At 70.9% G+C, this 25,172-nt stretch carries 23 protein-coding genes and 2 pseudogenes; 7 read left to right on the top strand and 18 right to left on the bottom strand.

Features of this window, described 5'->3' with window-relative positions; all coding sequences use genetic code 11:
- Positions 1–80 precede the first annotated feature (80 nt).
- A complete protein-coding gene (locus tag PYR72_RS24100; protein ID WP_275460501.1) occupies positions 81–2,579 on the bottom strand; it encodes a SpoIIE family protein phosphatase in 2,499 nt (832 codons plus the stop codon).
- 924 nt (positions 2,580–3,503) lie between these two features.
- Positions 3,504–3,848, bottom strand: a pseudogene (locus PYR72_RS24095) (PAS domain S-box protein); the annotation flags it as partial.
- Between the two features lie 476 nt (positions 3,849–4,324).
- Here PYR72_RS24095 and PYR72_RS24090 point away from each other — a divergent pair.
- Positions 4,325–4,672 (top strand): hypothetical protein, encoded by a 348-nt coding sequence (locus PYR72_RS24090; RefSeq protein WP_275457252.1) that lies wholly within the window; start codon positions 4,325–4,327, stop codon positions 4,670–4,672.
- A gap of 106 nt (positions 4,673–4,778) precedes the next feature.
- On the opposite strand, the gene PYR72_RS24085 is transcribed toward PYR72_RS24090, so the two are convergent.
- On the bottom strand, positions 4,779–5,765 hold the full coding sequence (locus tag PYR72_RS24085) for an ATP-binding protein (protein WP_275457251.1): 987 nt from the start codon (positions 5,763–5,765) through the stop codon (positions 4,779–4,781).
- Positions 5,766–6,251: 486 nt separating this feature from the next.
- On the opposite strand from PYR72_RS24085, the gene PYR72_RS24080 reads away from it, so the two are divergent.
- Positions 6,252–7,223, top strand: a complete 972-nt coding sequence (locus tag PYR72_RS24080; RefSeq protein WP_275457250.1) for an LAETG motif-containing sortase-dependent surface protein — start codon at positions 6,252–6,254, stop codon at positions 7,221–7,223.
- An 86-nt stretch (positions 7,224–7,309) separates the two neighbouring features.
- Here PYR72_RS24080 and PYR72_RS24075 read toward each other — a convergent pair whose 3' ends face one another.
- From PYR72_RS24075 to PYR72_RS24060, 4 genes are all read right to left on the bottom strand, one after another.
- Entirely contained in the window at positions 7,310–8,059 is a 750-nt protein-coding gene (locus tag PYR72_RS24075; protein WP_275457249.1) for a calcium-binding protein, read from the bottom strand.
- Positions 8,060–8,168: 109 nt separating this feature from the next.
- Complete coding sequence (locus PYR72_RS24070) at positions 8,169–8,552, bottom strand: hypothetical protein (protein ID WP_275457248.1); 384 nt, start codon at positions 8,550–8,552, stop codon at positions 8,169–8,171.
- Between the two features lie 154 nt (positions 8,553–8,706).
- On the bottom strand, positions 8,707–9,042 hold the full coding sequence (locus tag PYR72_RS24065; RefSeq protein WP_275457247.1) for a hypothetical protein: 336 nt from the start codon (positions 9,040–9,042) through the stop codon (positions 8,707–8,709).
- Complete coding sequence (locus PYR72_RS24060) at positions 9,042–9,356, bottom strand: hypothetical protein (protein ID WP_275457246.1); 315 nt, start codon at positions 9,354–9,356, stop codon at positions 9,042–9,044. Before PYR72_RS24060 ends, PYR72_RS24065 begins: the two co-directional genes overlap by 1 nt.
- A gap of 164 nt (positions 9,357–9,520) precedes the next feature.
- Here PYR72_RS24060 and PYR72_RS24055 point away from each other — a divergent pair, with 164 nt between their 5' ends.
- On the top strand, positions 9,521–9,772 hold the full coding sequence (locus tag PYR72_RS24055; RefSeq protein ID WP_275457245.1) for a GntR family transcriptional regulator: 252 nt from the start codon (positions 9,521–9,523) through the stop codon (positions 9,770–9,772).
- A 22-nt stretch (positions 9,773–9,794) separates the two neighbouring features.
- Here the strand turns inward: PYR72_RS24055 and PYR72_RS24050 are convergent, their stop codons facing one another.
- The 3 genes from PYR72_RS24050 to PYR72_RS24040 form a co-directional block, all read right to left on the bottom strand.
- A complete protein-coding gene (locus PYR72_RS24050; RefSeq protein WP_275457244.1) occupies positions 9,795–10,631 on the bottom strand; it encodes a protein kinase in 837 nt (278 codons plus the stop codon).
- A 69-nt stretch (positions 10,632–10,700) separates the two neighbouring features.
- Complete coding sequence (locus PYR72_RS24045; RefSeq protein WP_275457243.1) at positions 10,701–11,144, bottom strand: hypothetical protein; 444 nt, start codon at positions 11,142–11,144, stop codon at positions 10,701–10,703.
- 245 nt (positions 11,145–11,389) lie between these two features.
- Entirely contained in the window at positions 11,390–11,674 is a 285-nt protein-coding gene (locus PYR72_RS24040) for a hypothetical protein (RefSeq protein WP_275457242.1), read from the bottom strand.
- Between the two features lie 65 nt (positions 11,675–11,739).
- Here PYR72_RS24040 and PYR72_RS24035 point away from each other — a divergent pair, with 65 nt between their 5' ends.
- Positions 11,740–12,483 (top strand): helix-turn-helix transcriptional regulator, encoded by a 744-nt coding sequence (locus PYR72_RS24035; RefSeq protein ID WP_275457241.1) that lies wholly within the window; start codon positions 11,740–11,742, stop codon positions 12,481–12,483.
- Between the two features lie 2 nt (positions 12,484–12,485).
- Positions 12,486–12,956, top strand: a complete 471-nt coding sequence (locus tag PYR72_RS24030; protein ID WP_275457240.1) for an NUDIX domain-containing protein — start codon at positions 12,486–12,488, stop codon at positions 12,954–12,956.
- Between the two features lie 132 nt (positions 12,957–13,088).
- Here the strand turns inward: PYR72_RS24030 and PYR72_RS24025 are convergent, their stop codons facing one another.
- Positions 13,089–13,460 (bottom strand): hypothetical protein, encoded by a 372-nt coding sequence (locus PYR72_RS24025; protein ID WP_275457239.1) that lies wholly within the window; start codon positions 13,458–13,460, stop codon positions 13,089–13,091.
- A 181-nt stretch (positions 13,461–13,641) separates the two neighbouring features.
- On the opposite strand from PYR72_RS24025, the gene PYR72_RS24020 reads away from it, so the two are divergent.
- Positions 13,642–14,064 carry a hypothetical protein gene (locus PYR72_RS24020; protein ID WP_275457238.1) on the top strand — a complete coding sequence of 141 codons (423 nt, stop codon included), beginning with the start codon at positions 13,642–13,644 and terminating at the stop codon, positions 14,062–14,064.
- On the opposite strand, the gene PYR72_RS24015 is transcribed toward PYR72_RS24020, so the two are convergent.
- On the bottom strand, positions 14,046–14,513 hold the full coding sequence (locus PYR72_RS24015; protein WP_275457237.1) for a DUF6174 domain-containing protein: 468 nt from the start codon (positions 14,511–14,513) through the stop codon (positions 14,046–14,048). The genes PYR72_RS24020 and PYR72_RS24015 overlap by 19 nt on opposite strands.
- A gap of 151 nt (positions 14,514–14,664) precedes the next feature.
- On the opposite strand from PYR72_RS24015, the gene PYR72_RS24010 reads away from it, so the two are divergent.
- Positions 14,665–15,090, top strand: coding sequence for a hypothetical protein (locus tag PYR72_RS24010; RefSeq protein ID WP_275457236.1), 426 nt, complete (start codon positions 14,665–14,667; stop codon positions 15,088–15,090).
- A 40-nt stretch (positions 15,091–15,130) separates the two neighbouring features.
- On the opposite strand, the pseudogene PYR72_RS24005 reads toward PYR72_RS24010, so the two are convergent.
- The 6 genes and pseudogenes from PYR72_RS24005 to PYR72_RS23980 all read right to left on the bottom strand — a co-directional run.
- A pseudogene (locus PYR72_RS24005) lies at positions 15,131–15,352 on the bottom strand (ATP-binding protein); the annotation flags it as partial.
- A 238-nt stretch (positions 15,353–15,590) separates the two neighbouring features.
- Positions 15,591–16,202, bottom strand: a complete 612-nt coding sequence (locus PYR72_RS24000; protein ID WP_275457235.1) for a hypothetical protein — start codon at positions 16,200–16,202, stop codon at positions 15,591–15,593.
- Positions 16,203–16,361: 159 nt separating this feature from the next.
- Positions 16,362–17,267 carry a hypothetical protein gene (locus tag PYR72_RS23995; protein WP_275457234.1) on the bottom strand — a complete coding sequence of 302 codons (906 nt, stop codon included), beginning with the start codon at positions 17,265–17,267 and terminating at the stop codon, positions 16,362–16,364.
- 175 nt (positions 17,268–17,442) lie between these two features.
- Positions 17,443–18,840 (bottom strand): AbfB domain-containing protein, encoded by a 1,398-nt coding sequence (locus PYR72_RS23990; protein ID WP_275457233.1) that lies wholly within the window; start codon positions 18,838–18,840, stop codon positions 17,443–17,445.
- Positions 18,837–20,846: a ricin-type beta-trefoil lectin domain protein gene (locus tag PYR72_RS23985; protein WP_275457232.1), complete on the bottom strand. Its 2,010-nt coding sequence runs from the start codon at positions 20,844–20,846 to the stop codon at positions 18,837–18,839. Before PYR72_RS23985 ends, PYR72_RS23990 begins: the two co-directional genes overlap by 4 nt.
- Positions 20,847–21,121: 275 nt before the next feature.
- Entirely contained in the window at positions 21,122–25,054 is a 3,933-nt protein-coding gene (locus PYR72_RS23980; RefSeq protein ID WP_275457231.1) for a glycoside hydrolase family 2 TIM barrel-domain containing protein, read from the bottom strand.
- Positions 25,055–25,172 lie beyond the last annotated feature (118 nt).

Genomic DNA, 25,172 nt, shown 5'->3' with positions numbered 1-25,172 from the left:
TGATGTTCACCCGGCCGGGCCAGTGACGGCGTCCCCGCATGGCGTACCGCGGGGAATGGGGGTAGGCCCGGGCGGACGGGTCAGGCCGGGAAACCCGCCCACGGGTTCGCCGTGGGTTCCGCCAGGGACTGTTCCGCCCAGATCACCTTGCCCTCGGGCAGGAAGCGGGTGCCCCAGCGCTGGGTGAACTGGGAGATGAGGAAGAGGCCGCGGCCGCCCTCGTCGGTGGTGCGCGGGTGGCGCAGATGGGGCGCGGTGGCGCCGCCGTCGAACACCTCGCAGATCAGGGTGCGTTCGAGGACGAGCCGGAGCCGGATGGGTCCGGCCGCGTGCCGGATCGCGTTGGTGACCAGCTCGCTGACGACCAGTTCGGTGGTGAACGCCAGCTCGTCCAGCCCCCACACCCCGAGCTGCCGCGCGGTCGTCTTGCGGGCCTCCGCGACGAGCGCCGGGTCGGCCGGCAGCTCCCAGGAGGCGACCCGGTGCGCGGGCAGCCGCCGGGTGCGGGCCAGCAGGAGGGCGACGTCGTCGGTGGGGCGGGCCGGGGCGAGGGCGTCGAGGACACGCTGGGCGTGCCGTTCGAGGGAGGGCTCGGGCCGGGCCAGCGCCCGGCACAGCGCCTCGCGGGAGGACCCGGCGAGCAGGCCGTCGGTGTGCAGGGCGATGACGGTGCCCTCGGGGAGGTCCAGCTCCAGCGCCTCGAAGGGCTGCTGGTCGACGCCGAGCGCCGGCCCCTGGGGCAGTGCGGGGAAGGTGACCGTGCCGTCGGGGGCGACCAGGGCCGGGGCCGCGTGTCCGGCGGCGGCCATGGCGCAGGTGCCCGACACCGGGTCGTGGACCACGTACAGACAGCGGGCCCCGACCGTCGGGCCGCTGCCCCCGCCCGGCTCGGCGCCCTCCTGCCGCGCCGACTTGGCCACCATGTCGTCGAGGTGGGCGAGCACCTCGTCCGGCGGCAGATCGAGGTCGGCGAGGGTGCGGACGGCCGTACGGAGGCGGCCCATGGCGGCGGCGCCGTCGATGCCGTGGCCCGCGACCTCGCCGATGACCAGGGCGACGCGGGCGCCGGAGAGCGGGATGACGTCGTACCAGTCGCCGCCGAGGCCGGTGAGTTCGTCGGCGGGCCGGTAGCGGGCCGCGACCTCGGCCGCGTCCTGCTCGGGCAGCCGGCGCGGCAGCAGGCTGCGCTGGAGGACGAGGGCGGCGTCGCGCTCGCGCGTGTACCGGCGGGCGTTGTCGACGCAGACGGCGGCCCGGCCGACCAGCTCCTCGGCGAGGCCCAGGTCGACCGCGTCGAAGGGATCCAGCCGGTCGCGCCGGAAGAACGTGGTGATGCCGAGCGTGATGCCGCGCGCCCGCACCGGCACGATCATCACACTGTGCAGCCGGAGCGCCTCCACGGGCAGCGCCCGGCCCCCCGGCACGGCCTTGGCCCACTCCGCCGACAGCGGGTCCAGCCGCGGCTCCGACCACGACCGGCCCTCGACGAGCACCCGCACCGGCGGCGAACCGGCCGCGTACGAGGCGAACGCGCCGACCTCCAGGACGGCCTCCGGCACCCCGTCGTGCACGGACTGCTGGGCGACCCGCCGCAGCGGGACGGAATCGTCGTCCAGGGGGCCCGGCTCGGCGCCCCGCAGCACCGAGTCGAGCAGGTCCACGGTCACGAAGTCGGCGAGCGTCGGCACGACCACGTCCGCCAGCTCCTGCGCGGTGCGGCCCACGTCGAGGGTCCGGCCGATCTGCTCACCGGCCCGGTCGAGCAGGGCCAGCCGGATACGGGCGCGGTGCTGCTCCGAGACGTCGACCACCGTGTAGTACACGCCGATCGGGCGCCCGTGGTCGTCCTCCAGCCGGGTGAACGACATGGCGTGCGCGGTCTCGCGGTGCGGTGCCGACCGCAGCCGGCCCACGTGCTCGTAGTCGAGCACCGGGACGCCCGTCTCCAGCACCTTGCGCATCTGCGCCTCGATGCGCTCGGCGTCGAGGCCCGGCTGCACCTCGGCGAGCCGCAGCCCCACGCGCTCGTGCGCACGGCCGCCGCCGAACCGCTCCAGCGCCGCGTTCGACCACACGAACCGCAGCTCCGTGTCCACCATCGCTATGCCCACGGGCGACCACGCGGTCATCCGCTCCAGCACCGTCCGGCTCATGTCCCAGCCGGGAGCGTCCGAGGCATCGGAGACGAGGGCCATCCAGTGGGCCGCCCTGAGCGGATCGGGGCCGGAGGGCGCCGGGGACGGGGAGAAGGGCAGGCGGGCGGACGGGGAGCCGGGTCCGGACACGGTCTGCCGGACCGCGGACCTGCCCTGGGCGGCCGCCCGGGCGCCGGGCCCCGGAGCCGGGCGCGCGCCGCCTCCGGCTGCCGTCTGTGGCGCGCCCGAAGCGGCGGAGTGTGACGACTCGGGCCGTGGTGGGGCGGGCTTGGGCGAGGGCGCCGGTGCCCCCTGGGCCGGAGACGGCGGGGCGGGCCGGTCCGTGTAGGGACGGCCGGGACGGGGGGCGGGCCGGCCGCCGAGGGTGGTGGCACCGGGCGGTGAGGCGGGCCCCCCGGAGCCGGCGGATCCGGCCCCCGACACCCCACCGGCGGGGGAGACCGCACCCCCGGTGGCGCCGGGGGCGCCGGGGGCGCCGGTGGCGCCGGTGGCGCCAGTGGCCCCGGTGGCCCCGGTGGAGCCGGTCGATGTGGCGGATCCGGCGGGCCCGGCAGACGTGGCGGGGCCGGCAGACGTGGCGGGGCCGGTACGGCCGAGCGTCCCGCCCGCGCCGGTTCGACCGGCGGTGGGCCGGACGGTCGGATCCCCCGAGCCGGGTCCGGCCGCCCCACCGGGCCGCCGGCCCGGACCGGACGCCCCGGCGGAGCCGGCCGGGCCCGAGCCGTACGCCGGGCGGGCCGCGCCGCTCGCCGGGTGCGAGCCGGGGGCCGGGGCCGCCGGGTCACCCGTCGTGCCTGAGCTGGGCGGCGGGCCGTCGGCTGTGCCCGAGCTGTTGCCCGGGGCCGCGGCCCTGCCTGCCGGGCCCGAGCCGTACGCCGGGCGGGCCGCGCCGCTCGCCGGGTGCGAGCCGGGGGCCGGGGCCGCCGGGTCACCCGTCGTGCCTGAGCTGGGCGGCGGGCCGTCGGCCGTGCCCGAGCTGTTGCCCGGGGCCGCGGCCGCCCTGCCCGCCGGGCCCTGTTCGTACGCCGGGCGTGCCGAGCCGCCCACCGGCTCCGTGTGGGCCGACGCGCCGCTCGCCGGGTGCGAGCCGGGGGCCGGGGCCGCCGGGCCACCCGTCGTGCCTGAGCCGGGCGGCGAGCCGCCGGCCGTGCCCGAGCTGTTGCCCGGGGCCGCGGCCCTGCCCGCCGGGCCCTGTTCGTACGCCGGGCGTGCCGAGCCGCCCACCGGCTCCGTGTGAGCCGACGCGCCGCCCGTAGGGCGGGTGACCGCCGCCGAGGCCGGACGGCTCGTCGCTCCCGGGCCACCCGTCGGCGCTGAGCCACCCGTGTGACCCGCCGAGGCCGCCTCGTGCGTGGGGACGACGCGGACCATGACCTTGAGGGGGTGGCCGTCGCGGTGGCGTGCGGTGAGGATGCCGGACCAGCCGCCGAGGGCCCGATGCGTTTCGGCCAGGAGGCCGATGCGTTCGTCGTCCTCGTCGAGCAGGAGCGTGCGGACGCTGCGGCCGAGGATCTCGGCCGCCGGATACCCGAAGAGCAGCTCCGCGTCCCGGGTCCAGCTCGTCACGAACCCGTCCGCGTCGATCAACAACGGCGCGGCATCGGCCACGTCGAAGCGCTGACGGGAAACGGCACTGTCCCTGTCGGTCCCCACGGCGACCCTCTCTGTCGCTGAGACGCCCTCAGGCCCCATTATTCACCTTGTGTGATCGCAGGTGGGCCAACTCGTGACGGCGCAAATCGCACGGTCGCACGCCGTGGCGCACGGACCGGGCGCGCCGCGAGCGTTCACCGGCCACCCGGCCACCGCGCACGAGCCCCACAAGCGCGGGCGGGATCGTGCCGGATCGGTCGCCATCGGGACGAAGTCGCCCGCCCCCACACCCCCGCTCCGCGCACGCGGACGCCCCCGCCCTCTGTCAACCATGCAGCTGTACGCCGGTAGTGCGCCCCCGTACGCCCCCCACGCTCCCACGTGCAGAAACAACCGCCCCGGCTGACGGAGTGCAGTCGTTGCGCCGGGTGAGCGAGTTTCGAGACGCCGTTCGAAGACGCGCTCCGGCGCAGCGATAGATCAGGGGAGAGCCCTCACGACGTGAGGGCTCTCCCCTGAAACTCGAGCGAAATGGGCATCCCTTGTTGAAGAAGTGTCTCGTAGGCGCCGCGGCCGTGGCGATGGTCCTGGGTTCGGCCCCGCTGGCGCAGGCCGACGACATCGTGCGTGTCGTGGAGAACGAGGTGACCATCCCCGTGGCATCCGGCGAGTACCCCGGCACCGCCGCGGTCGTCGCCCAGTGCCCGCCCGGAGAAACCCGGACCGGCGGTGGGGCCACCGTGGTCGCGGGCAACTCGCACGCCGACCGGTACCAGCTGTCCGCGTCCCAGCCGCTCAGCGGAGAGCGCTGGTGGGCCTTCGCGACGAACATGGACAAGACCAACTCGGGCAAGCTGCGGGTCTACGCCATCTGCGCGAAGGTGGTCAACACCCCGACCCTGACCACTCCCATCAACGGCTGACCCGGGTAGTCACCCCGTGGTCACCCTGACGTCGAGCTGAGAAGCCCGCGCAGGAGCTCGGCCGGGCCTTCCCGGCCGAGCGTCGCGGGGGCGGTCCGTGTTCCGCTCAGAGCGAGACGGCGGAGAGGGCGTCGGCCCCGGCGGCGGCCGGTGCCTGCGGCCCGTGCCGGAACTCGGGGTCCACCTGGGCGGCCAGATCGTGCCCGGTGGCGGCATCGGCCCACGCGGCGGCGTTGCGGAGGTGGAACTCGACGGCCTGGCGCTGGAACGTGACCCAGTCCTTCGTACGGGCGTCGACGGCGGCCCTCAGCTGCGTCAGCGTGTGCAGGTTGTGCGCCTCCAGCTCACCCTGGGGCCGCCCCTGTTCCTGCGCGCGGACGTACGACGACTGCACGCAGTACGCCAGCAGGTCGTCACCGACGTGCTCCTTGAGGAAGAGCAGGTCGTCCTCGCCGGTGACCTTGTTGCCGACGACGGCGACCGGGATGCCGAACTCGGCGGCGTGCTCCCGGTACTGCCGGTACACGGACACGCTCTTCCGGGTCGGCTCGGCGACCAGGAAGGTCATGTCGAACCGGGTGAAGAGGCCGGAGGCGAAGGCGTCCGCGCCGGCGGTCATGTCGACGACGACGTACTCGCCGGGCCCGTCGACGAGATGGTTGAGGTACAGCTCCACCGCGCCCAGCTTGGAGTGGTAGCAGGCCACGCCGAGATCGCTCTCGTCGAAGGCGCCGGTGACCATCAGCGGCACACCGTCCACACGGGCGACGTGCCGGCCGTGCACCTCGTCGTCCCCGAGCAGCCGCAGCAGCCGCGAACCCCGCCCCGGCGGGGTCGTCTTCACCATGGCCTCGCGCGAGACGATCCGCGGGTTCGTGCCGCGCAGATGGTCCTTGATCTCACCGGTGCGCGAACTGAGCGCCGGCGCACCGAAGTTCTCGTTCTCGTCGAGGCCGAGCGCGTGCGCGAGATGCTGGTTGATGTCCCCGTCGATCGCCACGAGCGGTGCTCCCGAGCGGGCGAGATGCCGGGCGAAGAGGGCGGAGAGCGTCGTCTTGCCGCTGCCGCCCTTGCCTACGAAGGCCACGCGCATGGACCGTCACCCCGCTCGCCGTCGGCGGCACCGTTGACGCCGATAATGAAAATGGATGTCATGAACGTAGCGTCCGGAGCGGGGGACGGGGTTGTCAAATCCGCCCGTATCAACTCACCCGCGCGGCCCGGTGGGTTGGCGAGCCCTTTACGGTTCCCCGACTCGCCGTTGGGGCACTCGTGAGGTCGCCGTGAGAACTCGGAGGGGTTGCTTCCCCTTGTGCCCCAAATGTGCGGCACCGAGGGCGTGGTCGTCCCCGCGGGGGAGCCGGAGCCGGGTGCCGAGGCGTCGTTTCCCGAGGTTGACAGCCCCTACCCAGTGGTAAACGATGTGCAGACTCTGTGGCTCAAGTGACCCTTGGGCCCAGTGTTTTCTTCGACCACTCACACCCTGGCGCGGCCCCGGACGGGCATGGCCTCGTGCTGCCGTCCTGCCGCCACGCCCCGGGTCGGGTCTCGTACATTCGAGTTCGAGAATGGGATCTGCATGTCCAAAGTGAGACGTGTCATCGTGAGCCGCCTGGTGGGAACGGGCATCGCGGCTCTCGCGCTGAGCGCGGCCGTGTCGGGTCCGGCCTTCGCCACCGACACGCCCGGCGGCGACGGCTGGGGCAAGAAGAGCTACGCCCCCGGCCAGGGTGCGGGCACCCCCACCGAGACCGACCGCTGCGAGTTCTCGCTGGACGGCGTGAAGTTCGCCGACTGGGTCAAGCTCGACGAGCAGAACCTCAAGCCCACCGAGGACGGCAAGGTCCACATCAAGGTCCGCGCCGCCTCCGACGCCACGACCTGCACGGTCTCCCTCGCGTCCTACCTCGCCCACGGCCCGACCTTCGCCACCTCCGGCGAGCAGGTCCTCGTCGACTTCGACACGGTGACGGTCAAGCAGGGCGGCACGGACTCCCTCGACATCGCGGTCCCCGACGCGGGCTGCTTCGGCCAGGTGGACCTGTACCGGGGCAAGGTGAAGTTCGACGGCAAGTTCGACGCGAACGACGGCTTCGAGCACGGTGACGCCCCCAAGGGTCCCGACCGTCCGGTCATCAAGGACAAGCTGATCGCGGCCTGGAACGGCGGCACGAAGGACTGCACGACCGAGCAGCCTCCGGGCGAGGAGAACCCCCCGGCCGAGGAGCAGCCGCCGGCCGACGAGCAGCCGCCCGCCGAGGAGCAGCCGCCGGCGGACGAGCAGCCGCCCGCCGACGAGCAGCCCCCGGCGGACGAGCAGCCCCCGGCCGACGAGAAGCCTCCGGCCGACGACACCCCGAAGACCGAGCCCTCTCCCTCCGACTCCGCCCCGGCGGCCCCCACCCCCAACGGCGGTGAGCCCGGCGACCTCGCCGAGACGGGCGGCGGCAACGCCATCCCGATCGCCATCGGCGCGGCGGGCCTCGTGGCCGCGGGCGGCGCCATCTTCGTGGTCACCCGCCGCAAGAGCGCGAACCGCACGGCTTCGTGACGCGACGCGTGAGTGCGTGAACCTCCGTGGCGCCCGGACCTCTCAAGAGGTCCGGGCGCCGCGTCGTACGGCGGTGTGACGGTGGCTCAGCGCACGTCGACGTAGTCCCCCTTGGCCTTGGCCGCCGAGGTGGTGCTGTTGCCGGCGAAAGTCCAGCGCCAGTAGCCGTCGGCGGTGGCCCTGACCGTGGCCTTGAGCGCGCCGCCGCTGCCGCTGGTGACCGTCTTCACGGTGCGGTACGCGGAGGTGCCGCTCCCGCGGAACTGCAGCTTCACCGACCGTCCCGCGTAGCCCGCGTTCTTGTGGGTCTTCCAGTCGGCCCGGGTCAGCCTGCCGGTCACGGTGAGCCGGGCGCCCTTGGCCACCGGCTCCGGGGCGGCGTTCACGGTCAGCCCGGCGAGCCGCCGTACGGTGAAGGTGCCGGCCCGGTCCGTGTCGATGCGGTCGCCGTCCTCGGCTTTCACCGAGGCCACGACGTACCAGGGGTCGTCGGCGGGACCGTTGCCGTAGAAGCTCCTCGTGTCGATCGTCCAGGACCCGGTGCAGGTCGAGGTCGTGGCGCTCTTCACGGTGCAGGTGAGCCCACGGTCCGAGGCCAGGTAGAGGTAACCGGGCAGTGTCACCTGCAGGTTCATGGCATCGACACCCGAGTCGTCCCGCGCCGTGACGCTCACCTTGAACGTCCTGGGCGCCGAGGGGCCCAGCGCGACCTCGGCCCCGCCGTTCACGGTGACGTCGGTGATCGTCGTGTCACCGTCGGCCCGGGCGGCCGGGACGGAGAACGCCGAGAGGGCGAGGGCCCCGCTCAGCACGCCGGCCAGGGAACGCACACGCACGCGACCACCTCCACGACAACACGGATCACCGCTCACCATCGGTCCTGCGAACCGGACCCATCCTCCCGGCCGCCGCCCGCGCACGTGATCGGTGAGATTACGGAATCGGCTACGTAGCCGCGCTGCGAAAGCGGGCCAGGAGAGCACGGGCCTGCTCGGCGCCGGCGTCGAAGAACTGCGTGGCCAGGCCGGGCGGCACGGCGGCCCCTCGCATCCGGACCTCATCGCAGGTGAAGCAGAACGCCGCCTCGAACAGCGGCAGGTCGAGGGTGGAGTCGTACGCCCGGACACCCCATCCAGGCGAGAACCCACAGCGGTGCTGCACGCTGCCGGGCAGGCTCCCCATCAGCGCCAGAACCTCGGCGGCCTCCTCCCCGGCCCAGTGGGCGACCACCTCACCGGGGTACGGGACGTCCCGCGTGCCGGGCAGCCTGGAGATCCTGACGACCTCGATCAGCGCGGTGGCCGCGACGGCCGGCACGGGAAGCTGCATGGCTACAGTCTGCCCGCCCCGCGACCCGGCCACGGTTACGCGGCTAACGGCTGTCCCGTGAAAGTGCCAGTGAATGTCCGTCCCCGCGCGGCGAAGTCCGACGTGCCGCAGTCGCCCGCTCACGCCAGGGCGTACTCCGCCGCGCACGCGGTCCTCAACCCGTGACCGACCCGGCGCCGTCGCCCGAGCCTCGTCGCAGCCGTTGCCCCCGACTCTCGGCCACCCGAAGCGCGTCCGCGAGCGCCTCACTCAACCGCGCGGCCAGAAACCGGAATTCACCACCGGACGGATCGCCCGCCCACACATCCTCCGCCAACATCTCCCCCGCGTGAGCGAGCAGCTCCCGTCCCATCCCGAGCTGAACCCCCTCGGCGACATCAGCCAGCCGGGACACGGCCCCGCCCTCCCTGTCGGTGACCAGATAACAGGCCTTGCCTCCCTCCCCGCCCCACGGCAACAACCGCACCTCACCAGCCGATTCGCCCCTCATCAGGCGACCTCCACCCCATGGATCCAGCACGGCCCGGGCATGTCCATCCCCATCGCCGCCATGGCCAACTCCCGCCGCCGGAGCCGTTGCTCGTGGGCGGCGAGGTAGGGGCGTACGGCGACGGTGGCGGCACCGTCGAACCGCTCGTCGAGGCCGTACGGGGAGCGGTGCGCCGGGAGGGGGGTCGAGGGTGCCGCGGTCCACCGGGCGAGGGGTGACCCGACGACGAGCCGATCTCCCGCTCGCCGCCTGCCGGTGCCGGAAATGAACAGAAGCCGCAGCCGCCGGGCGGCACGGCGGATAAGGTCGAGCATGTCGATGCTCCTCACACAGCATTGGCCATGCCCCGGGAGGTCTTGCCACCTCGCCGGGGTCTTGCATGGCATCAGACAGTAGCGACTCTCTGTGCACCTGTCTACACCTAGGTGCACCGGCAGTCCTCTATGTTCGAATCTCCGTCGCTGTGTACGGTTCTGCTGTGATCGACTTCGACCCCACCCGGCCCAAGTGGGTCCAGATCGCCGATGTGCTCCGGACGCGGATCGCCAGCGGCCAGTACCCGCCCCGCACGATGATCTCCGAGGTGCGGCTTGAGCAGGAGTTCGGTGTGGCGCGAACGACTGTCCGCAAGGTGACCGCGGCCCTGCGCGCGGAGGGCCTGATCACGACGACCCCGGGCATGGGCTCCTTCGTCGCTGAGCCCCCTCCTGCCACGGATGAGGTCGGTTGAGGACCGACTCGCTGCACGGACGTCAGATGAGTGCCGCGCGGACCTCGTCGAGGGTGGGCCGGTCTTCGGGGGCGTGGTTGAGCATGGCGTCGATCAGTTCGCCCAGCTCACCGGGCGCCTTTACGGGGCGGCGACGACCGTCCGCCACGGCTTGTCTCTGCACGGGTCGAGGAGCGTCGTCCGGGTATTCGACCGCTCGCCAGCCGGTGGCGGAGATGAGCAGGGACGCGCCGAGGGCGTAGATATCGGCTTCCGGTGTCGGCTCGGCTTCGCCGGTGGCGAGCACGCTGCGGGAGATCTCGGGGGCTTCGTAGTGGACGAGGCAGCCGCGGAACGGGAAGTCGTATCCCTCGGGCACGCTTCCGCCACGGGCGAGGGCGAGGTCGATCAGGTGTGTCCGCTCGGGCCCGATGATGAAGTGGGCGGGCTGCACATCACCGTGCGCCCAGCCCTTCGCGTGCAGTTCGGCCAGTGCCTCGACGCAGCCCAGGGCAACCTCGTTGTGGGGCGCGATGGCCGAGTCCGGTCGGCGGCAGGGTTCCCATTGCCGGTACAGGTCGGGTCCTTCGTGCCACGGCTGGAAGTTCCAGGTGCCGCGTTCCCACTCGCCGTAGGCGATCTCGTTGAGGCCGAGACGATGCAGTACGGCGCCCTCGCGTGCCGGCGCGAGTGCGGTCCAGGGCTGGGCGGCCCAGTCGGCCGTGGCCTCGATGGGGTGGCCGAGCTTCACGGCGTAGTGACCCCGTGGGCTCTCCACCTCCCAGACCGTGGAGCCCCGGCGGTTGATGACCAGGTGGTGAGCCGTGGGCATGAGCGCGTCGAGCACCACGATCGGCAGTTCAGGGGTTGGGCCGGACAACGTCTCTTCTCCTTCCGGGCGGACGCGACCGGCCACGGGTTGTGGCCGGTCGCGTCGCTGTGGGGTGGGTCAGTCCTGACCGTAGGGTCGGCCGCAGTCCGAGTCGCACTGCGCGAGGTTCGTGCCGTCCACGGTCCACAGGTCGTCGAAGACCATGAACCCGGCCGCCTTCATGGCGCGAGCCGAGGCAGCGACCCGCTCAGGGTCACGCGCCCCGCCGCCCGGCTTCGGGTTGTGGTGCAAGAAGCGCCCCGCGTACCGCTCGCACAGCTGGGCGTACTCCTTCGTGTGCAGGATGAGCGCGTGGAGGCCGAGGTCCACGTCGTCCGACGGGACCATGGGGACCGTGGCGGTGGCCGCCGTGACGACGAAGGCGAGCGCCTGGTCCGCGATCCGCTCGGCCCGCTCGGGCGACCGGTCGTTGTGGGTGATCACGAAGTGGGCGAGGCTCTGGAACAGTTCCTCACCCGCCACCGCGCGGCCGGTCCTCTGATCGTTCGCTGTTGCCGTCATCTGCCATCTCCTGGTGTGAGGTGGTGCAGGGCACTTACCTGCCGCCCTGATCGCCGAGCACGGCTCGAAGACGATCGGGAGCGGGCTTGGAGGCCAGCCCCGAACGGGGGCGGGGAGCCGTAACGGCACCCGTCCGGGGCGGCCGGTCTACTGGCCGGGGCCGAGGGCCACACCGATCACCAAGCCGCACGAACCGCTGACGCAGATGATGAACAGAACCCCGGTGTACCGACCGACGGCGCGCATCACAGCCCAGCCCGACTGTTGCCGTTCTTCATGGCCAGACGTGCGCTCAGTTCTTCCCGAGCGCTGAGCGCCACGACGTTGCCCGGCATGGCATCCCACTCCCGGCCACCACAGACCGGCCGTATCTGCACGCGACCGCCGATCTGACCCATGACGACGCCGATGCGTCCGTTGGCACGGTCCTTCGCCAGTTCGCCGATGCCTGGCCTGGTCTGCTGATTGCTCGCCATGCCGACGAGCTTCCCGCCGCCCGGCAGGACGTAGGAACCACCGACAAACCCCATTTTGGGACGTCCCTCGTGCGGTAGAACGTCCCTGGTGCCGTCCCCGGATGTTGGGAGAGATTGAGATGCCGAACGAGAGATTACGTGCTGCCATGGCGGCCGGCGGCTGGACGTACAACGCCCTCGCGGACAAGGTCGAAGTCGATCCCAAGTCCGTCGAACGTTGGGTCAATCTGGGGCGTACGCCGCGTCGAGCCACGGCCATGGTGGCAGCAGAAACGCTAGGAGAAGATGTGCATGCTCTATGGCCATCGCTCAGGCAGGCACGCCCCGCCCGCGCCATCAGCCCGGAACTTGTGGCTCTCTACGACAAGCGGGCGGACGTACCCGTTTCCACCTTTGTGGACTTGCTGAGCCAGGCGCGCGAGCAGATCGACGTGTTGGTCTATGCCGCCGTCTTCCTGCACGAGGCGTATCCGAGACTCAACGAGCTCTTGGAGGAGCGAGCGGCCGAAGGGTGCACGATCCGTATCGCACTTGGCGATGCGGACAGCTCCAACGTTTTGGAACGTGGTGAGGAAGAGAAGTTCGGCCACGGGATTCAGTCCCGCTGCCGCCTCGCGCTGATGCACTATCGCCCCCTCGTGGGGGTACCTGGCATCGAGGTGCGGACCCATGCCACGACGCTCTACAACTCGATCTACCGGGCCGACGATCAGACCCTGGTCAACGCCCACGTCTGGGGCGTGAACGCCTACGCTGCGCCGGTCTGGCACCTGCGCCGAATTGGTGCAGGCGGCACGTTCGACACCTACGCGGACAGCTTCGAAGCTGTGTGGGTGACTGCGACGCCAGTCCGAGAAGGGTGACCATGGCACGGACCGAGTACTACGACGACGCAGACGCCCCCAAGCCCAACAGTTTGGTCGTCGCGGCGTCCGCGGTGGTTACCGACGACGAAGGGCGCATTCTTCTCCAGCGCCGACTGGACAACGATCTTTGGGCGCTGCCGGGCGGTGCCATGGAGATGGCCGACTCGCTCCCGGGAACCGCCATCCGCGAGGTGAAAGAGGAAACCGGCCTGGACGTGGAGATCACCGGCCTCGTCGGGACCTACACCGACCCGCGCCATGTCATCGCGTACACGGACGGTGAAGTGCGTCGACAGTTCAATGTCTGCTTCACCGCCCGAGCGGTCGGCGGGCAACTTGCGATCTCCGACGAGTCCACGGAACTGCGATTCATCCCGGCAGAGGCGCTTGACGAGTTGCCCATGCACCACACTCAGCGGCTACGCCTTCGTCACTTTCTGGAACATCGTGAGCAGCCGTACCTCGGCTGACCTCCATCCTTCTTTCTCGACCCAGTGGGGGTCGACATCATTGCTCAGACACAAGTGGCTGCTCTGCACTGTGACCGATGGGGTGTTGTCCAAGACGTCCTGGGTCTTCCGGTTCACCGCCACGGACTGAGATCAACCCGTGGCATTCACCAAGTCCGTCAACGCGGCTTCCGTCGTCCCGGCCCGCAGACGGACGGCGAAGGTGTAACCCTCATCGCAGAACACCAGGTCGAGACCCAGAGGTGTCAGCCTGCGGAAGACGATCGCCAACCAGATGGCGTCTTCCTGCCAGACGTCCATGTACAGGCAGTTACCGTGCTCGTGCAGATACGCCTCACCGGCACCGTTCTCGGTCTCGAACTGCCATATGAGACTGCGTACTTCGCTGCGTTGCGTCGAGTCGATCTCGACCCCGGACCACCGGGCACGGATCGCGTCTGTCAGCGCATCCCGGTCGATGCGCCATCCGCCCGCATCACCCTCTATCACCGCCAGGAACGTCATAGCCAGGATCTACCAGACGTCCGTGGGAGAGCAATGTTGTCTTCGGGATTGGTTGCGGCTCGGGGAACGGGTGCTCAGGCCCAGCCCTCCCGAGCCACCCGAGATTGAGCAATCCCCCCGTCCCCGCACGTACCCGTACCCGAGTGCACTCGGGTTTCGGAACGCGGACGGAGATCAGGGCATGGTGAGGAAGCTGTCGCGTGGTGGGGTCGCGTTGGCCGCGGGCCTGGTGGCCCTGCCCCTGGTGGCGGCTTGCGGGGGTGGTGGGGACGAGGCGACGGGGAAGGCCAGTGCCGTTGCCGCGGTGGTCGCGCCGGCCAAGGTCGAGGTGATCGCCGAGCTGACGGGGTGCGAGGTGAAGATCCGGACCGAGGCGGAGGAGCTGCGTGAGGGCGTCTGCCAGACCTCGGTGGGGGACTACCTCATCACCACTTTCCCCAAGGAGAAGCTGAAGGAGGTCTGGCTGGAGTCGGCCTCCATCTACGGCGGGAAGTACCTGGTCGGTCCGCAGTGGGCCATCTCCGCCAAGCCTCCCGTGCTCAAGAAGCTGAAGGCCAAGGTGGGCGGCACGATCCGGGACCTGAGTCAGCCGAGCGCCTCGTAGCCGCTGAGGGTGTACGCCTCCTCGTCGTCGATCGCGTCCTCGTCCCAGTCGATGGAGAGGGCGGTCGGACGGCCGTTCCGGGCGTGCTCGACGTCGACCGCGTCGGCGCCGTCACGCCGGGCCGCCTCCGCCTGCCGCAACAGTTCCGCGATCGTGGGCACCAGGGACAGGTCGTGGTCCACCACCCGGCGGGCGCTGTCGTCGAGGCCGGTGGCCTTGACGACCTTTCCGTCCCGGACCGTCACCTCGAACGTGCCGATCAGTGCCCGTTCGCCCTCGGTCGAGGTGAGGGTGTACCGGTACGCGGACGGTTCCGTCCATGCGGGCGCCGGTGTCGCCACCTCCTTCGGCTCCTCCCCGCACGCGGAGAGCGTCGACAGCAGCGTGCCGGCCAACGCGGCGGCGGCCAGGGCGCGGTGGCGTACTCGTACGGTGGCGGGTGTCGGCATGGTGATGGCCTCCTAGACCTCCTGGTGGGACGGGCGCCACTGAGACGCGGGACGCGCCGAGAACGTTCGGCGGGGACGCCTTCGGCACCACTTTCCGCCGCGGCCGGGGTGGAGGGCTCTGTTCCGGGGAGTGAGGGGGCAGCATGGCCTCATGACGAAGCTGTCCGCACCTTCGGCCCCTTCCGCCTCCCCGTCCACCTCGTCCCCGTGCGCATCGTCCCGGCCCTGTTCCTCGCTGCTGTCGCTGTGGTCCCAGGACTCCGTGCTGTCGATCGGATCGGTCGGATCCGTGCTCTCCGTGGGATCCGTGGGCTCGGTGCTGTCCATCGGCTCGATCGGGAGCGCCCTCTCGGTCGGCTCGATCGGTTCCTCCTTGTCGCTGATCTCGACCGGGTCATGGCTGAGCACGGGGTCCCTGTTCTCCGCCCAGTCACGGTGGTCGGTGCTGTCGTGGCGTTCCCGCGGAGGCTTTATGGCCGTAGGGGCAGTGGGAGCGGTGGGAGCGGTGGGCGTGGCGGCCGGGGGCGCTCTGCTGCTGAGCCGGCTGCTGAACAGGGCGGACAGCGCCGGCCGGTGACGTCACCTCTTCACGGCACCGCCCGCCGGCCGGCCCTCGCTCACGTCCTGCGCCAGGCGCCGAACAGCTCGTCCGGACCGTAGGCCGCACGGAGGCCGGCACAGCCGACCCCGCTGCGGGAGACCGCCACCAGGGGGACGGGCCGATCGGTGAGCGAAGCCCGGTGCTTCTGCAGCGCGGCCAGATCATGGTCGTCGAACGCGGAGTTCTCCAGCCACTTGACCGAGCCGAGGAAGAACAGCTCCCTGGCCACGGGCTGCCGGCGGGCGCGATCGGCGGCCTCGCGCAAACGCGAGAGCCCCGCTTCGCTTGCGCGAAACGGGGCTCTCGGAGTGGAGCGCCGGGCAGGCCTTGCACCTGCATTTCCCCGCAGGAAGCGGGGCGTCTTTCCTTGGACCACCAACGCATCGAGTGCTACCGGGCGTTTCCATTTCCGGTGAGCGGCTCGTGATCAACTATAGCGGATCTTCGGGGGTGTTGCATCCTCGAAGATCCGCCGGTCAGAGCAAGTGCGCCTGGGGGGCGTACTCGACGACCAGGTACTTGGCGTTGTGCTCGCCGAAGGCCGCCCGGAGGATCGGTTCGGCCGTGGCGGGGTCGTCGACGCCGATGACGATGCGGCCGGTGCCGTCGAGGCCGACCTCGCGCAGGTCGAAGGTGCCGTCCCAGCGGGTCATGTCCTCGCTGATCCGGTCGAGGAGGACGGTGAGGTCCCGTTCGTTGATGTCGTGGTCGTGGATGCGGAGGGTCACGCCCCGCTCGGCCGCGTCGCAGGCGGCCTCGTCGAACGCGGCGGAGGGGATGCGGTAGAGGTCCGCGCTCGCCGTGTCCTCGTCGACGACCAGACCGGCGTAGACGTCGGCGTGGCTGCCGGTCGTCAGCTTGTCCAGGCGGGTGAGGGTCCGCTGCAGTGGGGTGTCGTCCACGGTGTCGGCCCCGGCCGGCTCGGTGAAGCCGCCCTCCGGGCGGGTGCCGTGGCAGGTCGTCGTGGCGGCCGGTACGGCTGCCACGGTCTGCGCGCCGGCCGTCGAGCCCTGGAGCCCGCCGAGGGCCAGGACGGCGATGGCCACGGCCGCGATCGTGCCGGGCCTGACGGGTGTGCGCTCGGCCATGTGTCCCTCCGGTGTCCGCCGATGTGCGGCCGCCCGGGTGGGCGCGGCCGCGGTCGTTCCTGAGACGCCGGAGGGGGGCGCGGCGTTCGGCCCCTGGCCCGGAGATGTCACGCCCTCGTTGTTCTCACCCCCTCGCCGTTCTCTCTCCCCCCGCCGTTCTCACCCCTTCCGTCGCGTCCTCAGCGTCGCGCGGGGGTTGCGCTTCCTGAGCTTCGCCCGTCGCTGTGGGCCGCGGGCGGCCGGGGTCAGGCGCCAGTAGCCGTACGGGTTGTGGAAGAAGTCGTCGTCCTCGAACCGTTCGCACTCCAGGCGGTTCATGATCCAGCGCGGGGCGTCCTCGGCGATGCGGAAGCCCTCGCCGTCCTGGACGCCGTGCTCCGGCTGGTCCGTCAGCAGGTAGTACGACGCGATCTCCATGGTGGCGATCCAGTCGAGCATCAGCGTCGGCTCGGGCACCCCGGTGGTGCCGGGGGCCAGCTCCACGTCGGCCTCGCCCAGGAGGTGCATGCCGCAGCTGTAGTAGACCTCCCCGTCGTAGATCACCGGCGCGACCCAGGCCCGGACGAGGGCGCGCGCCAGGTCGTCCACGGTCTCGGCGGCCGCCGCCTCGCTCGCCAGGGCCAGCCACCGCTCGCGCCCGCAGGCCACCCCGCTGGACTCGTTCTTCACCGCGGTGACCCCGTGGGCCAGCAGGGCCGCGGTGACGGCCAGCGTGCGGCGGGACACGTCGAGGCCGGTGGCCTGGGAGATCGGCGGCGACAGGACGTAGACGACCGAGTCGTGTGCGTCCACCGCGGCCCAGTCGCTCTCGCCGAACCCGTCCTCGTCGGTGACCTGGCGGGATTCGAGCGCGGCGTCGAAGCACTCCCGCATCCGGGGGTCCGGCTCCCGCTGGAACTCGTCGAGTTCGAAGTCCCCGCCGCCGGCCTCCTCGACCACGCGGCCGAGGGCGTCGAGATCCAGGCCCACGCCGATCGCACACAGCACGTGCCGGGGCGTCACACCGGACGCCGGGACCACGAAACGCGTGCCCTCGATGACGTGTCCTTGCCATGCTTTGCTCATCCGCACAGCATCGCAGATGCCCGCACGAGATCCGGACCGCCTGGGCGCCAACACCCTTGCCGGACAAGCCCGTTCGCGCGCCTCCCCGCGCCCCGGGGAACGGGGCGCGGGGAGACGGGGCACGGGGAAACGGGACGCGGGGAGACGGCCGGTCACACCGAGCGGGCGGGTCGGCTCAGTAACCGACCCGGAACGTCGCGTCCGCCCTCTCCGTCGCCGTGGAGACCGGGTCGATGCGGAGCACGTAGTTGCTGTGGCGGAGGTAGCGGGTCGGGAAGTTGTACGAGCGGAAGGACGACCACGTGGAGTCCGCGAGGCCCGCGACCCGGGTGAAGGTGGCGTCGGCGGCGAAGGCCGGCGTGCCGTCGTTCACGTCCAGGCGGAGGGCGTAGTCGTAGTGCCGGAGGTAGCGGGTGGGGTGGCTGACCGACTGGAAGGAGACCCCGGAGGAGTCCGCCAGGCCCGGGACCAGCTTCCACTGGGAGTCGGTGAACGGGTCGAAGGGGTACTCGTCGATGCGGCCCACGTAGTTGCTGTGGCGGACGTAGCGGGACGGGAAGTTGTACGACTTGAGGCGGTTCCAGGCCGGCGCGCCCCACTTGGCCAGCAGGTTGGTGTACTCGGTCGAGGTGATCGGGTGGATGCCGCAGTGCTTGGAGTTGAGCGGCTGGGTGTAGAGCCTCTGGTCGAGGGCGGTCCAGGTGCCGGCGGCGAGGTCGCTCGACTGCCAGGCGTAGAACACGCCGTTGGGGGTGTACGTGTCTCCCCAGAGGTACCAGGTGGTGGAGGTCAGGGACTTGACCACCGTGGGGGCCTCGGTGCCGCCGTGGGAGGCCGCCGTGCTGAACGGGGTGAAGCTGCCGGGGTTCAGGGTCGTCGAGCGGGCACCCACGAGGGTCTGGTTGACCTTGTAGTAGAGGTAGTTGACGCCGTTCACGCCGACCGTGAGGTTGCCGTCGATGATGTCGTAGCCGGGGTCGAAGAAGACCTGGGGGCTGGACGTCGTGACGAAGTCGGTGGTGTAGCTGACCATGATGACGTTGTGGCCGCTGCTGTTCACCGAGGAGTAGAGGATGCCGTACCGGCCGCGCGCCGCGTCCCAGTAGGCCTCCGGGGCCCAGCTGTGGGTGGTGGTCATGTCGTGCAGCTTCACGCGCCGGTAGCCGGTGAAGGTGCGCAGGTCGGCCGAGTCCCAGACGTGGATGTAGGTGCTGTTGTAGTTCCAGTCGGTGCCCTTGAGGTCCGTCGCCAGGACGACGAACGTGCCGTCCTGCTTGCGCAGCAGGAACGGGTCGCGCAGCCCGCCGGCGCCCTGGGTGGGGGTGACCAGGGGCGCGTTCTGGTTCAGCGGCGTCCAGTTGAGCCCGTCCTGGCTGACGGCCAGGTGGAGGCCGTAGTCGGCCTCCAGCATGGTGGTGGACTCGGTGAAGTAGACCATCGCGTACGCCGAGTCGGCGGCGTGGGCGGTGCCGGCGCCGAGGGTGAGCACCCCGGTCGCGGCCAGCGGCACGGTCGCCGCCGTGCCGAGGAACATGCGGCGGGAGAGGCCGCGCCCGCTGGTCATGTCGCTCATGTCCGGCTCCACTTCTGGTTGTTCTGGCCGTTGCAGGACCACAGGACGAGCTTGGTGCCGTTGGTCGTCGCGGCGTTGTAGGCGTCCAGGCAGAGGCCGGAGTTGACGTTGACGATCGTGCCGTCGGCGTTCACGTTCCACTGCTGGTTGGTGCCGCCGTGGCAGTCCCAGATCACCACGCGGGTGCCGTTGGAGGTGCCGCGGTCCCAGGCGTCCAGGCACTTGTCGCCGTACACCACGAGTTCCTTGCGGGAGGTGTACTGCCAGACCTGGTTCTGCCCGCCGGAGCAGTCCCACAGCTGGGCGTCGGTGCCGTTGGTGATCGTGTTGTTGTCGATGTCCGCGCAGCGGCCGGAGCCCGTGCCGGTGATCAGCGTGCCGTTGGTGCCGGGCAGCGGCCGTACGACGATGCCTTCGAGGGTGGGGGCGCCGGAGAACGTGATCGTGTTGGCGCTGCCCTTCGTCAGTGACATGGCCACGGAGACGGTGCCGGGGGAGGAGCCGGTCGGCGGGAAGGAGACCTTCGTGGAGGTCTGGCCGTTGACGGTCAGCGTGCCGACGCGGGCCGCGGACCCGGTGTTGGTGTAGGAGACGTCGACGGTCTTCAGGCCGGTGTTCCCGGCGACCACGCCCGAGAAGCCCGCGGTGCCGGTGTACGTGCTCGACGGCTGCTCGGTGCCGCCCTTGACCGTGAGCATCACGGAGGAGCCCGCCGGGACGCTGGTGGTGTGGCTCGTGCCGGGTGTGCCGACGTCGCTGCGGCTCCACAGGTCACGGACGGTCGCGGGGGCGTTCGTCAGGCCCAGGTCGGACCAGCGGACGGTCATGTTCTGCGGGGTGGAGGTGCGGTTGAGCAGGACGACCGCGCGGTTGCCGGTGCCGGAGAGGACCTTGCCGTAGACCTGGAGACCGGTGGTGTCCTCGGCGACCTTGACGCCCTGCTGCCCGCGGGGGTCCTGGTCGACGGCGATGACCTCGGGGTTCTTGAGAATGTTCGCCGTGGCGGTGGTCATGGTGGAGAGGTCGTTGCCCGCGAGCAGCGGGGCGCCGGAGATCGCCCACAGGTTCATGTGGGTGCGGTCCTGGGCGGCGGTGAGGCCCATGCCGATCATCAGCATGTCGGGGTCGTTGTAGTACCCGGTGTGCTGGGCGGTGGGGTGCACGTTCCGGTCGTAGTTGGTCAGCATGCCCGCGTACGTCAGGCCCTGGCCGTGGTAGAAGATGTCCGTGTTCGTCCGCCACATGGGGCCCATGCCCGGTGCCCAGTTCCAGGGGTTGGAGTAGCCCCAGTTGCACAGGGAGAGGGTGAGGGGGCGGCCGGTGGTGGCGGTCGCGGTGGCCACGGCGTCGCTGATCGCCTGGTAGGTCGTCTTCGGGTCGAGGCGCTCGGCGTCGCCGCCGCACCAGTCGACCTTCACGAAGTCGAAGCCCCACTTCGAGAACTGCGTCATGTCCTGGACGTAGTGGCCCTCGCTGCCGCTGCCGGGCGCGGCGGGGCGGCCGGTGGGGAAGTAGTAGCCGCAGCCGTCCTTGCCGGCGTCGGTGTAGATGCCCGCCTTCAGGCCCTTGCCGTGGATGTAGTCGGCGATGGCCTTCATGCCGCCGGGCCACTCGGCCTCGTCGACGGTGATGTTGCCCGCGCTGTCGCGGGTGCCCTGCCACCAGCCCTCGTCGATGTTGATGTACTCGTAGCCGGCCTCGGGCAGCCCGGCCGCGACGAACGCGTCGACCTGCCGCTTGATGACGTTGTAGTCGACCTTCGCGGCGAAGGCGTTCCAGGAGGCCCAGCCCATCGGGGCTTCTGGGACGGCGATCTGACGGTCGGTCACTGCCACCGGCTCGGCGTGCAGTTCGGCTGCGGGGGCGGCCGTCGAGGCCGCTCCGGTGGGCGGCTGGGCGAAGAGGAGTGCGGCCGCCGCGGTGGTGGCCAGGGCGAGGGACCGTATGAGCGTGGATCTGCAACGGCGCCTGAAAGCAGGGGAGTTGGTGCGGTGAGGGGGGCGCATTCGGCTCCTTCGATGGATATCCGGGGGTCGATATCTCGAACAAGGATCGGCTCGCCGAACATTTCGGCTGGCCGAAAGTAGGGCCGGGAGAGACGGAAGTCAACGGGTGTGGCACAGGCGATTTTTGAACCGGTCACAAAATTCCGGCGCCCCTGGCCCCGGAAGGTCCGCGGGGGGTACGCGAAGGTCCCGCCTCGCGGAGAGACGGGACCTTCGGGGTGTCCGGGTCGGCGGTGCCGGACGGGCCGGCGGGTTCGATCACCGGCCTGTGCGGGTCACTTGGTCGCCGTCGGCCTCCTCGATGCCGCCGTCGCCCCCGCCACGTCCGTCAGCGGGCGCAGCCGGTACGTGTACGTGTAGTCGCGGTTGGCGAAGAGCTTGTACTCGTCGTGGGTGTGGGCGCCCCAGCTGTTGTCGCCGCCGACTCCCATCTGACGGTGGTTGACGCGCAGGACCGGGGTGTCGCGGGGGGTGAGGTGGTAGTCGTGGCGCAGGCCCGTCGACAGGTCCTCCGGGGTGAAGTACGAGGCGTTGATCTCGATCAGGCCGTCGCCCGAGACCAGCAGGCCCTCACCGTTGCGGTCCGTGACGGCGGCCCAGCGGACGTCGGTCTTGTTGCCGTTCTCCTGGGGGCGGATGTAGCCGGACCACTGGTCGGCGATGTCACCGGAGTAGAGACCCACGTCGGTGCCGTTGTTGCGGTCCCAGTGGTTCTCCTCGGGGCCGCGGCCGTAGTAGTGCAGGCGCTCCAGGCGGCGGTTGAGCAGGAACAGCGTGCCCACCTCGGGGATGTACGGGAGGGAGGAGGCACCCGGGTGCAGGGTGTTGTCGACCTTGATCTCGGCGTTGCCGAACACCGTGTAGGTGGTCGTGTAGGTGGACTCGGTGGTCGTCGGGAGTGTGCCGCTGACCTTGATCTCCACGGCCCGCTCCCCGAGCGCGCGCACGGTCACACCCGTGACCTTGCGGTTCGTGCCCGCGTCCCGCCAGGTCTGGTTCCGGGTGTGCTGTCCGTTGCCGTGGTCGTTGTCGGTGGGGGCCCGCCAGAAGTTGGGCACCGGTCCGTCGGAGATCAGCCGGTTGCCGCCCGCCTTGTACGAGGTGATCGTGCCGCTCGCCTTGTCGACGGTGACGGAGAAGCGGCCCGGGTAGCCCTTGCCGGTCACCGTGACGGCCTCGTCGCTCTCCTCGTACGTCAGCTCCGGGACGTCCGCCAGCGGGACGGGTGTCACCGCCGGGCTGCCCGCGTCCACGGGCAGCTGCTCCCGGGCCACCTCGAAGCCGGCCTCGGCCCACGGGGCGGCGTCCTTGGTGGTGAAGGAGAGTTCGAGGAAGTACTCGGTGCCGGGGGCCGGGGAGGCGGGGAGGTCGAAGGGGACGGTGATGTCCTTGGTGGACAGGGGACCGACGTCCAGCTGGTCGCGGGTGAGGCGGCCCTCCTGGATCTTCCTGCCGTCGGCCACCAGGGTCCAACCGCCGTCCAGCTCGCGGAGGTTGGTGAAGAGGTACTCGTTGGTGAGCGTGACCTTCTTCGAGGTCAGGGTGGTGCCGGTGGCCGGCTTCGCGTGCACGGCCTGGTAGATGCGCTTGACCTCGGCCGCCTTGCCGGTGTGGCCCCGGTCGGCCTTGATGATGCCGTCCGCGACGAAGGCGCCGTCGTTGGGGTTGTCGCCCCAGTCACCGCCGTACGCGAGGAACGAACGGTCCTTCGCCCGGCTCTCCTTCACCTCGACCGTCGCCGCGTCGAACCAGAAACGCACCCCCTCGTCCCCGGCGCCACGCCCCGTGGAGGCCAGCTCGGAGGCGCTCAGGGCGCGGGCGTACACGCGCGCCCGCCGGATCGTGCCGCTGAGTTCGCGCGTCGGATTGTCCGTGTCGGTGCCGAGCGCGAGCGGGGCCACGTTCACGCCGGGCCGCCGGGTCGTGGTGCGGGTGGCCTTCACCTCGCCGTCGACGTAGAGGGTGAGGGACCCGGAACCGGCGTCGAAGACACCGGCGACATGGTGCTCGCGGCCGGTCCAGCCCTCGGCCGGGAGCCCCCAGCTGACGCTGACCCACTGGCCGCCGCCGTAGATGAAGAACTCGATGCTCCTGTCGCTCTGCTTCAGCGCGTACTGGGTGTCGCCCTTGGCGATGATCGGCTGGTGGCCGCCGGTGACGTGCGGGGTGAACCACGCCTCCAGCGTCAGGGAGCCGGTGAGGTCCAGGGCCGGGTCGCGGGTGAAGCCGGTGGCGCCGGACAGGCCCTTGTCGCGGCTGAACGTTCCTGCGGCGGTGAGCAGTTGGCCCTGCAGCTTGTTCGGGCCGGCGTCGGTGAAGACCTTCAGCCGAGGGATCGGCCAGGTCAGCGACTGGTCGACGAAGTCCCAGATCCAGCCGCCCTGGAGGACGGGGTAGCGCCGGACGAGGTCCCAGTACTTCTTGAAGTTGCCGGTCGAGTTCCCCATGGAGTGCGAGTACTCGATCATCACGTACGGCCGGGTGTCGGAGGTGTCCTTCGCCCGCTGCTCGACGCGCTGCGGGCTGTCGTACATCTCCGACCGTATCTGGCTGATGGCCGGCCGGTCGTCGCCCTCGTACTGGATGACACGGGTCTTGTCGTACGACTCGATCCAGTCGCGCATGGCGACGAAGGTGGAGCCGCCGCCGGCCTCGTTGCCGAGGGACCAGATGACGACGGAGGCGTGGTTCTTGTCGCGGTGGACCATGTTCCGGGCGCGGGCCACGCACGCCTTGGTCCAGTCGGGGTCGTTGCCGGGGAAGCGGTCCCGGATGCCGTGCGTCTCCAGGTTCGTCTCGTCGACGAGGTAGAGGCCGTACTCGTCCGCCAGCTCGTACCAGAGCGGGTTGTTGGGGTAGTGCGAGGTGCGGACGGAGTTGATGTTGAGCCGCTTGATGATGCCCATGTCCTGGACCAGGTCGGCGCGGGTGAGCGCCATCCCTCGGTCGGGGTGCATCTCGTGGCGGTTGGTGCCCCGCAGGGAGACCGGCTTGCCGTTGATCCGCATCAGCCCGTTCCTGAGCGCGAACTCGCGCAGGCCGACGCGGTGGGAGAGGGTCTCGACGACCTTGCCGGCCGGGTCGCGCAACTGCAGGACGGCCGTGTAGAGGGTCGGGTGCTCGGCGGACCACAGCTCGGGGGACGGCACGGCCCGGGCGGCCTGGACGGTCACGTCCTCAACCGTGGCGGAGGCGCCGACGGTGACGGACTGGACGAGGGGGCGGGACCAGACGGCGTGTCCGCCGGCGTCGTAGAGCTGCGTCTCCACGGAGTACGCGCCCTCGTGCCCGGCCTCGTAGGCGCGCACGCTCGCCGTGACGGACAGCTCGGCGGTGGTGTAGTCGTCGGCGAGCGGGGTGTCCAGCTTGAAGTCGCGCAGGTGCACGGCCGGGCTGGACCAGAGGTAGACCGAGCGGAAGATGCCGCTCAGCCGGATCATGTCCTGGTCCTCCAGCCAGTCGCCGTCCGAGTACCGGTAGACCTCGACGGCGATCTGGTTCGACCCCGGCTTCAGGTGCGGGGTGATGTCGTACTCGGCCGGGTCGTAGGAGTCCTCGTGGTAGCCGACGAGTTCGCCGTTGATCCACACGTAGTGGGCCGACTTGACGCCCTCGAAGTGCAGGAAGGTGCGGCGGTCGCCGGCCGTCCAGTCCTTGGGCAGCTGGAAGGAACGGCGGTACTGGCCCACGGGGTTGTAGCGGGTCGGCGCGTTCGGCGGCTGCGCCTCCTCGCCGCGGCCGTTGGGGCCCCACCAGGGGTAGGTGATGTTGATGTAGATGGGGAAGTCGTAGCCGTGCAGCTGCCAGTTGGACGGCACCGGGATGGTGTCCCAGTCGCTGTCGTCGACGTCGGTCCGGTAGAAGTCCTCGTCCCGGTCGCCGGGCCGTTCGACGTACGCGAACCGCCACTTGCCGTCGAGGCTGAGCCGGTACGGGGAGCGGGTGCGGTCGGCGGCCAGTGCCTGTCTGACGTCCGCGTACGGCATGAGGGTGGTGTGCGGCGGTTCGGCGCCGACCTGGAAGAGGGCCATGTTGCCGGACCACTCGGGGGTGCCGTCGGCCTTCGACGCGAGGAGCGGGGCCGCGTGGGCGGCGCCACCGGAGAGGGCCACGGCGCCGAGGACGGCGGCGCCGCCCTCCAGCAGGCGGCGGCGGCTCATGACGGGGCGGGCGGCGGGGGTGCCTGTGTGCGGGTGCGGGTGGGGCATGTACCGGGGCCTTCCTCGACGACATTGGGGAGTGCACGTGCGGAGGAGCGTCGGATGGTGTCCGAAGTTGTTGAAAAACCGGGCCCACCCTAGGACTTCGACCAGAACGGGAGCAATG

The sequence above is a fragment of the Streptomyces sp. VNUA24 genome, from assembly GCF_029167005.1.
GTDB lineage: Bacteria > Actinomycetota > Actinomycetes > Streptomycetales > Streptomycetaceae > Streptomyces > Streptomyces scabiei.
This window is presented reverse-complemented; position numbering and strand designations above follow the sequence as displayed.

What these genes read in the sequence shown, in the direction of transcription:
- PYR72_RS24025 (WP_275457239.1), bottom strand. Translation starts at nt 13,460, where the DNA reads ATGACGTTCCTGGCGGTGATAGAGGGTGATGCGGGCGGATGGCGCATC.
- PYR72_RS24035 (WP_275457241.1), top strand. Translation starts at nt 11,740, where the DNA reads ATGCCGAACGAGAGATTACGTGCTGCCATGGCGGCCGGCGGCTGGACG.
- PYR72_RS24060 (WP_275457246.1), bottom strand. Translation starts at nt 9,356, where the DNA reads ATGCTCGACCTTATCCGCCGTGCCGCCCGGCGGCTGCGGCTTCTGTTC.
- PYR72_RS24020 (WP_275457238.1), top strand. Translation starts at nt 13,642, where the DNA reads ATGGTGAGGAAGCTGTCGCGTGGTGGGGTCGCGTTGGCCGCGGGCCTG.
- PYR72_RS23995 (WP_275457234.1), bottom strand. Translation starts at nt 17,267, where the DNA reads ATGAGCAAAGCATGGCAAGGACACGTCATCGAGGGCACGCGTTTCGTG.
- PYR72_RS24070 (WP_275457248.1), bottom strand. Translation starts at nt 8,552, where the DNA reads ATGCAGCTTCCCGTGCCGGCCGTCGCGGCCACCGCGCTGATCGAGGTC.
- PYR72_RS24085 (WP_275457251.1), bottom strand. Translation starts at nt 5,765, where the DNA reads ATGCGCGTGGCCTTCGTAGGCAAGGGCGGCAGCGGCAAGACGACGCTC.
- PYR72_RS23980 (WP_275457231.1), bottom strand. Translation starts at nt 25,054, where the DNA reads ATGCCCCACCCGCACCCGCACACAGGCACCCCCGCCGCCCGCCCCGTC.
- PYR72_RS24010 (WP_275457236.1), top strand. Translation starts at nt 14,665, where the DNA reads ATGACGAAGCTGTCCGCACCTTCGGCCCCTTCCGCCTCCCCGTCCACC.
- PYR72_RS23990 (WP_275457233.1), bottom strand. Translation starts at nt 18,840, where the DNA reads ATGAGCGACATGACCAGCGGGCGCGGCCTCTCCCGCCGCATGTTCCTC.
- PYR72_RS23985 (WP_275457232.1), bottom strand. Translation starts at nt 20,846, where the DNA reads ATGCGCCCCCCTCACCGCACCAACTCCCCTGCTTTCAGGCGCCGTTGC.
- PYR72_RS24040 (WP_275457242.1), bottom strand. Translation starts at nt 11,674, where the DNA reads ATGGGGTTTGTCGGTGGTTCCTACGTCCTGCCGGGCGGCGGGAAGCTC.
- PYR72_RS24045 (WP_275457243.1), bottom strand. Translation starts at nt 11,144, where the DNA reads ATGACGGCAACAGCGAACGATCAGAGGACCGGCCGCGCGGTGGCGGGT.
- PYR72_RS24000 (WP_275457235.1), bottom strand. Translation starts at nt 16,202, where the DNA reads ATGGCCGAGCGCACACCCGTCAGGCCCGGCACGATCGCGGCCGTGGCC.
- PYR72_RS24030 (WP_275457240.1), top strand. Translation starts at nt 12,486, where the DNA reads ATGGCACGGACCGAGTACTACGACGACGCAGACGCCCCCAAGCCCAAC.
- PYR72_RS24065 (WP_275457247.1), bottom strand. Translation starts at nt 9,042, where the DNA reads ATGAGGGGCGAATCGGCTGGTGAGGTGCGGTTGTTGCCGTGGGGCGGG.
- PYR72_RS24015 (WP_275457237.1), bottom strand. Translation starts at nt 14,513, where the DNA reads ATGCCGACACCCGCCACCGTACGAGTACGCCACCGCGCCCTGGCCGCC.
- PYR72_RS24080 (WP_275457250.1), top strand. Translation starts at nt 6,252, where the DNA reads ATGTCCAAAGTGAGACGTGTCATCGTGAGCCGCCTGGTGGGAACGGGC.